Source organism: Streptomyces olivochromogenes, from assembly GCF_021538895.1.
Classification (GTDB): domain Bacteria; phylum Actinomycetota; class Actinomycetes; order Streptomycetales; family Streptomycetaceae; genus Streptomyces; species Streptomyces olivochromogenes_A.
The window spans coordinates 40851-47683 of sequence record NZ_JADDRL010000075.1 but is presented as its reverse complement, the minus strand read 5'-3'; the positions used below and the strand labels follow the sequence as shown (position 1 = coordinate 47683).

4 protein-coding genes are annotated in these 6833 nt (G+C 72.1%); 3 read left to right on the top strand and 1 reads right to left on the bottom strand.

The annotated features are described in order from the left end of the window. From IPZ69_RS31220 to glgB, 3 genes are all read left to right on the top strand, one after another. On the top strand, positions 1-481 hold a 481-nt coding region (locus tag IPZ69_RS31220; protein ID WP_235458007.1), incomplete at its 5' end, for an alpha-glucosidase C-terminal domain-containing protein. An 86-nt stretch (positions 482-567) separates the two neighbouring features. Beyond that, positions 568-2019, top strand: coding sequence for a maltokinase N-terminal cap-like domain-containing protein (locus IPZ69_RS31215; RefSeq protein WP_235458006.1), 1452 nt, complete (start codon positions 568-570; stop codon positions 2017-2019). A 35-nt stretch (positions 2020-2054) separates the two neighbouring features. Beyond that, positions 2055-4565 (top strand): 1,4-alpha-glucan branching enzyme, encoded by a 2511-nt coding sequence (glgB, locus tag IPZ69_RS31210; RefSeq protein ID WP_235458005.1) that lies wholly within the window; start codon positions 2055-2057, stop codon positions 4563-4565. On the opposite strand, the gene IPZ69_RS31205 is transcribed toward glgB, so the two are convergent. After that, positions 4474-6810, bottom strand: coding sequence for a HelD family protein (locus tag IPZ69_RS31205; RefSeq protein WP_235458004.1), 2337 nt, complete (start codon positions 6808-6810; stop codon positions 4474-4476). The genes glgB and IPZ69_RS31205 overlap by 92 nt on opposite strands. Between the last annotated feature and the right edge of the window lie 23 nt (positions 6811-6833).

Genomic DNA, 6833 nt, shown 5'->3' with positions numbered 1-6833 from the left:
TGACCGCGACGCCGTCCGCACCCCCATGCAGTGGACCCCCGACCGCAACGCGGGCTTCTCCTCCTGCGACCCCGGACGGCTCTACCTGCCCACGATCATGGACCCGGTCTACGGCTACCAGGTCACCAACGTCGAGGCCTCCATGTCCTCCCCGTCCAGCCTGCTGCACTGGACCCGGCGCATGATCGAGATCCGCAAGCAGAATCCTGCCTTCGGACTGGGGTCCTACACCGAGCTGCAGTCGTCGAACGGGGCGGTGATCGCGTTCCTGCGGGAGTACGAGGACGACCTCGTCCTGTGCGTCCACAACTTCTCCCGCTTCGCGCAGCCCACCGAGCTGGACCTGCGGTCGTTCAACGGCCGGCATCCCGTCGAACTGTTCGGCGGGGTGCGCTTCCCGGCCATCGGCGAGCTGCCCTACCTGCTGACCCTCGCGGGCCACGGCTTCTACTGGTTCCGGCTCCGAGCGGACGCCGCCTAGCCACCCCCGGGTGGGGCGGTTTCCCCTGCCCCACCCTGGGCACGCATCAGTATCACCCCGACGACCCGGGGAAAGGACGTGACGCCATGGCGGACACAGTCACCCCTTCCGGTACGACTCCCGGCCACTTCCTCGCGTCGCTCGATCCACTGTTGCGCGAGTGGCTGCCGAGGCAACGGTGGTTCGCGGGCAAGGGGCGCCCGGTCACCGGTTTCTCCCTGGTCGCGGACACCGCGATATTGCCGTCCCGCACCCTGTCGGCCTCGCTCGACCAGCGGGACACCACCGGCCGCCTCGGCCTGCACCATCTGCTGGTGCGCGCCCACCAGCCGCCCATGCTCGGCGCCGCCGCCCACCCCGGCGACATCTACCAACTCCTCATAGGCGTGCGCGAGGCGCTGCCGCCCCGGCTCGCGCCCGCGCTCATCGGACACGTCGCGGACGGCCCGCTCGCCGGGCACACGGTCTACGACGCCCTGTACGACCCCCGGCCCGCCGAGGTGCTCCTGGAGGCCCTGCGCACCCAGGCCCGCATCGGCGGGCTTCGCTTCGAGCGGGACCCGCGCCAGGAGATCCGGGGCGGACTCGTGGCCCGCATGCTGACCGCCGAGCAGTCCAACTCCTCGGTCGTCTACGGCGATACGTTCATCCTGAAGCTGTTGCGCCGGATCGTTCCCGGTGTCAATCCCGACCTGGAGATACCCCTCGCCCTGGCCCGCGAGGGCTGTGCCCGGGTGCCCGCGCCGACCGCATGGCTGCGGGGATACGTCAATGGCGACATCGGCGATATCAGCGACGTCGGCGACGCGTACGTCCTCGGCGTGCTCCAGCCCTTCGTGCGCGGTGCGACCGACGGCTGGGAGCTGGCGCTGCGCGAACTGGCCAAGGGCGAGGACTTCACCGCCGAGGCGCGGGCGCTGGGGCGGGCCACGGCCGAGGTGCACACGGCGCTCGCCCGCGCGCTGCCGACCGTCACGCTGGGCCACAGCCGGCTGCGGCTCCTGGTCGACGGCATGGTCGAGCGGCTGGAGTCGGCCGTACGGGCGGTGCCCGCGCTGGGCCCGTACGAGCCGGGGCTGCGCTCCGCCTTCGAGGCGCTGGCCGACCTGGCCGCCGACGGGCGCACCTGGACCGCCCAGCGCATCCACGGCGACCTGCACCTCGGCCAGTGCCTGCGCTCGCCCTCCGGCCAGTGGACGCTGATCGACTTCGAGGGCGAACCGGCCCGCCCACTCGCCGAGCGGCGCATGCCGCAGCCGGCGGTGCGGGACATCGCCGGGATGCTCCGCTCCTTCGACTACGCGGCGCACTCGGTGAACCCCGCGGCGCCCGACTGGGCGACCGCGTGCCGGGCCGCGTACTGCGCCGGGTACGCCGAGGTCGCCGACCGCGATCCGCGGACCGATCCGGTGCTGCTGCGGGCCTACGAGACCGACAAGGCCGTCTACGAAGTCGTCTACGAGGCCCGGCACCGCCCCGACTGGCTCCCGGTACCGCTGTCGGCGGTGCGCCGCCTCGCCACGTCCGACCCGACCTGACCGACCTGATCACCTTCGCCGAGGAGGCTCCGCACGTGACCCCCCGCACCCCGTCCAGCGGCCCGGAACCGAAGAAGCCGGAAGTGGAGAAGAGCGCCGTCGACAAGACCGCCGCCACCGAGCAGAGCGTGAAGAAGGCCGCGGCGAAGAAGACCCCGGCGAAGAGTGCGGCGACGAAGAAGTCGGCCGCGAAGAACTCGGCCGCGAAGAACTCGGCCGCGAAGAAGTCGGCTACGAAGAAGGCGGCTACGAAGAAGGCGGTGACCAAGAAAGCGGCGACGAAGGCGGCGGCCGGGAAGGCGGTGACGAAGAAGGCGGCCGCGGCCCACGCGAAGAAGCCCGCTCCACTGGAGATAGCCGTCTCCCCCGCTCTCGACGCCGGTGACCGGGAGCGGCTGCTCCGCGGTGACCATCACGATCCGCATGGAGTCCTGGGCGCCCACCCGGTACCCGGAGGCGTTGCCTTCCGGGCCTTCAGGCCGTACGCGCGGGCGGTCACCGTCGTCTCCGGCGGTCTGCGGGCCGAGCTGCACGACGACGGCGAGGGCTTCTTCTCCGGGCTGGTGCCGCTGCGCGAGGTGCCGGCGTACCGGCTGCTCGTTACCTACGAGGAGGCGGTGCGGGAGACGGAGGACGCGTACCGCTTCCTGCCCACGCTCGGCGAGTTCGACCTGCACCTGATCGGCGAGGGCCGGCACGAGCAACTGTGGAAGGCGCTGGGCGCCGAGCCGATGACGCACCAGGGAGTGACCGGCACCCGCTTCTCGGTGTGGGCGCCGAACGCGCGGGGCGTACGCGTGGCCGGCGGCTTCAACTTCTGGGACGGCACCGGCCACCCGATGCGCTCGCTGGGCTCCTCCGGGGTGTGGGAGCTGTTCGTGCCGGGCATCGGCGAGGGCGAACTGTACAAGTTCGAGATCACCCGCCCGGACGGTACCCGCACCATGCGCGCCGACCCGATGGCCCGCCACACCGAGACCCCGCCGAACACCTCGTCCGTCGTGCACACCTCGCGCTACGAGTGGGGCGACGCCGAGTGGATGGCGCGGCGCGGGTCCACACCCGTGCACGAGGCGCCGTTCTCGGTGTACGAGGTCCACCTCGCCTCCTGGCGCCCCGGTCTGACGTACCGCCAACTGGCCGAGCAACTGCCCGCGTACGCCAAGGACCTCGGCTTCACGCACGTGGAGCTGATGCCGGTCGCCGAGCACCCCTTCGGCGGTTCCTGGGGCTACCAGGTCACCGGCTTCTACGCGCCGACGGCCCGGCTGGGCACCCCCGACGACTTCAAGTTCCTGGTCGACGCCCTGCACCGGGCCGGCATCGGGGTCCTGATGGACTGGGTGCCGGCGCACTTCCCGCGCGACGAATGGGCGCTGGCGGAGTTCGACGGGCGCCCGCTGTACGAGCACGAGGACCCGTTGCGGGCCGCCCACCCCGACTGGGGCACGCTGGAGTTCGACTTCGGCCGGCGCGAGGTGCGCAACTTCCTGGTCGCCAACGCGGTGTACTGGTGCGAGGAGTTCCACATCGACGGCCTGCGCGTGGACGCGGTCGCCTCGATGCTCTACCTCGACTACTCGCGCGAGCCGGGCCAGTGGTCGCCGAACGAGCACGGCGGCCGGGAGAACCTGGACGCGGTGGCCTTCCTCCAGGAGATGAACGCGACGGTGTACCGGCGCTGCCCGGGGGTCGTGACCATCGCCGAGGAGTCGACCGCCTGGGACGGCGTGACCCGCCCCACCCACCACAAGGGCCCGAGCGGCTTCGGCGGGCTGGGCTTCGGGCTGAAGTGGAACATGGGTTGGATGCACGACTCGCTGGAGTACATGAGCCACGAGCCGGTCCACCGCAAGTACCACCACCACGAGTTGACCTTCTCGATGGTGTACGCGTACAGCGAGAACTACGTCCTGCCCATCTCGCACGACGAGGTGGTCCACGGCAAGCGCTCGCTGGTGTCGAAGATGCCGGGCGACTGGTGGCAACAGCGCGCCGACCACCGCGCCTACCTGGGCTTCATGTGGGCCCACCCGGGCAAGCAACTCCTCTTCATGGGGCAGGAGTTCGCCCAGGGCGCCGAGTGGTCCGAGGCGCACGGCCCGGACTGGTGGCTGCTGGACCCGGGATACGGGGCGGAGGCGGACCACCGCGGCGTCCGCGACCTGGTCCGCGACCTCAACACCGTCTACCGCGCCGCCCCGCCCCTGTGGCAGCGGGACACCGACCCGGCCGGCTTCCAGTGGATCGTCGGCGACGCGGCGGACGACGACGTCCTGGCGTTCCTGCGCCTGGACGCGGACGGCACCCCCCTGCTGGCCGTCTCCCACTTCTCCCCCGTCGTCCGCCACGACTACCGCCTCGGCGTCCCTGAGGACGTCCCCGCCTGGCTGGAGGTCCTCAACACCGACGGGGCCCGCTACGGCGGCAGCGACGTCACCAACCCCCACCCCGTCAAACCGGAACCCCACCCCCATCACGGTCGCGCGACGAGCGTCCGCCTGACCCTGCCGCCTCTGTCCACGGTGTGGCTGCGGCCTGCCTGAGGCTGTCGGGCAGGGCGCCCGTGTGCAGCACCCCGAGCCGCTGGGTGGCCCGGGTCAGGGCCACGTACAGGTCGCTCGTGCCGTAGGCGGCGGGTTCCACCACCAGGACGGAGTCGAATTCGAGGCCCTTGGCCTGGCGCGGGTCGAGCAGGACGACCGTGTGCGTCAGGTCGGGGTCGGCCCCGGCCGTGACGCCGTCCAGGCGGGCGGCCAGGGAGCGGTGCAGCTCGCGTGGGGCGATCACCGCCAACCGTCCCTCGGCCGGGGTGAGTTCGGCGACCGCCTCGGCCACGGCGGCGGGGAGGCCGGCCACGGCCTGGCGGATCCACGGGCGTACCCCGGTCGAGCGGACCGAGCTCGGCGGTTCGAAGTCCGGGTTCTCGGCGCGGACCACGGCCGCGGCGAGGTCCATGATCTCGGACGGGGTGCGGTAGTTGACGCCGAGCCGGGTGTGCTCCCAGCGGTCCTCGACGTACGGCTCCAGGATGCCCCGCCAGGAGCCGACGCCCGCCGCCTCCGCGGTCTGCGCCGGGTCGCCGACCAGGGTCATCGAGCGGGTCGGGCTGCGCCGCATGAGCAGCCGCCACGCCATCGGCGACAGCTCCTGCGCCTCGTCGACGATGATGTGCCCGAACGCCCAGGTCCGGTCGGCCGCCGCCCGCTCGGCGGCGCTGCGCAGGTCCTCCTCCTCGTGCCGCTCGGCGAACCGCTCGGCGTCGATGATGTCGTGCGCGGACAGCACCTCCGAACCCTCGGGATCGCTGTCCTCCTTGTCCTCGAACTCGAACGTCCGGGAGGCGTAGGAGACGTCCAGCACGCCCTGCGCGTACGCGACCTGCGTCTCGCGTTCGCGTTCCGCGCGCGCCCGCGCCACCCGGTCGTCCTCGCCGAGCAGTTCGGCCGCCTCGTCGAGCAGCGGTACGTCCGCCACGGTCCAGGCCCGTGTCACCGGGCGGCGGATGGCGGCGGCGTCCGCGTCGTCGACGTACCCCTCGGGCTCGGCGAGGAAGTCCGCGACGAGCCGCCGCGGGGTGATCCTCGGCCACAACTGGTCGATGGCGGACCAGACTTCGCGGTTCTCGGCGAGTTCGTCGCGGATCTGGGTGATGTCGCTGGGGTCGAGCAGATTGGTGCCGTCGTACGGGTCGGTGCCGATGCGCTCGGCGACCATGTCGGTGAGCGTGTTGAGGATGTGCCCCTCGAAGTGCTCGCGGGCCACGTTGTGCGGCAGCCCGGTGGCGCGGGTGCGCTCGCGGGCCACGTTCACCAGGCCGTCGTCGAGCATCAGGATCTCGCGGTCGTGCTCGATCGCGACGACCGGGTCGGGCAGCGCCTGCCGGTCGCGGACGACGGCGGCGAGCACGTCCGCCATGTCGGCGCGGCCCTTGACGGCGGCCGCCGCCGGGGTGTCCGTGGCCGTCGCCCGCACGCCCGGAAAGAGCTCGCCGACCGTCGCCAGCAGCACGCCGGTCTCACCGAGTGAGGGGAGCACCTCCCCGATGTAGCCGAGGAAGGCCGGGTTGGGGCCGACGATCAGGACGGCCCGCTTGGCGAGCAGTTCCCGGTGTTCGTACAGGAGATAGGCCGCCCGGTGCAGGGCCACCGCCGTCTTGCCGGTGCCGGGGCCGCCCTCGACCACCAGCACTCCCCGGTGGGGCGCGCGGATGATCTCGTCCTGCTCGGCCTGGATCGTCTGCACGATGTCGCTCATGCGGCCGGTGCGGGCGGAGTTGAGCGCGGCGAGCAGCACGGCGTCGCCGGTCGGGTCCTCGTACCCGGTGCGGGTGGCGTCGCCGAGGTCGAGGATCTCGTCGTGCAGCGAGGTCACGGTGCGGCCGCTGGTGGTGAGGTGCCGGCGCCGGCGCAGCCCCATGGGGGTGTGGCCGGTGGCCAGGTAGAAGGGGCGGGCGACGTCGGCCCGCCAGTCGATGAGCACCGGGGTGCGCTCGGCGTCGTCGGCGCGCAGGCCGATGCGGCCGATGTGGTGGGTGGCGCCGGAGGACAGGTCGATGCGGCCGAAGCAGAGGGAACCGTCCACGGCGTTCAGCGCGGCGAGCAGCCCGGACCGCTCGGCGACCAGGATGTCCCGCTCCAGCCGGGCCTGCATCGGCTTGTCGCCCTGGGAGAGCGCGTCCGCCACGGAATCCTCGGTGTCACCGCGCAGCGCGTCCACGCGCGCGTACAGCCCGTCGATGAATTCCTGTTCCCGCCGCAATTCATGGTCTGGAAATTCGGTGTTTGACAATGCCGCTCCCACCCGGATATACT

Bases quoted from the DNA above. Each gene is read 5' to 3' on its own strand.
- IPZ69_RS31215 (WP_235458006.1), top strand. From the start codon at position 568: ATGGCGGACACAGTCACCCCTTCCGGTACGACTCCCGGCCACTTCCTC.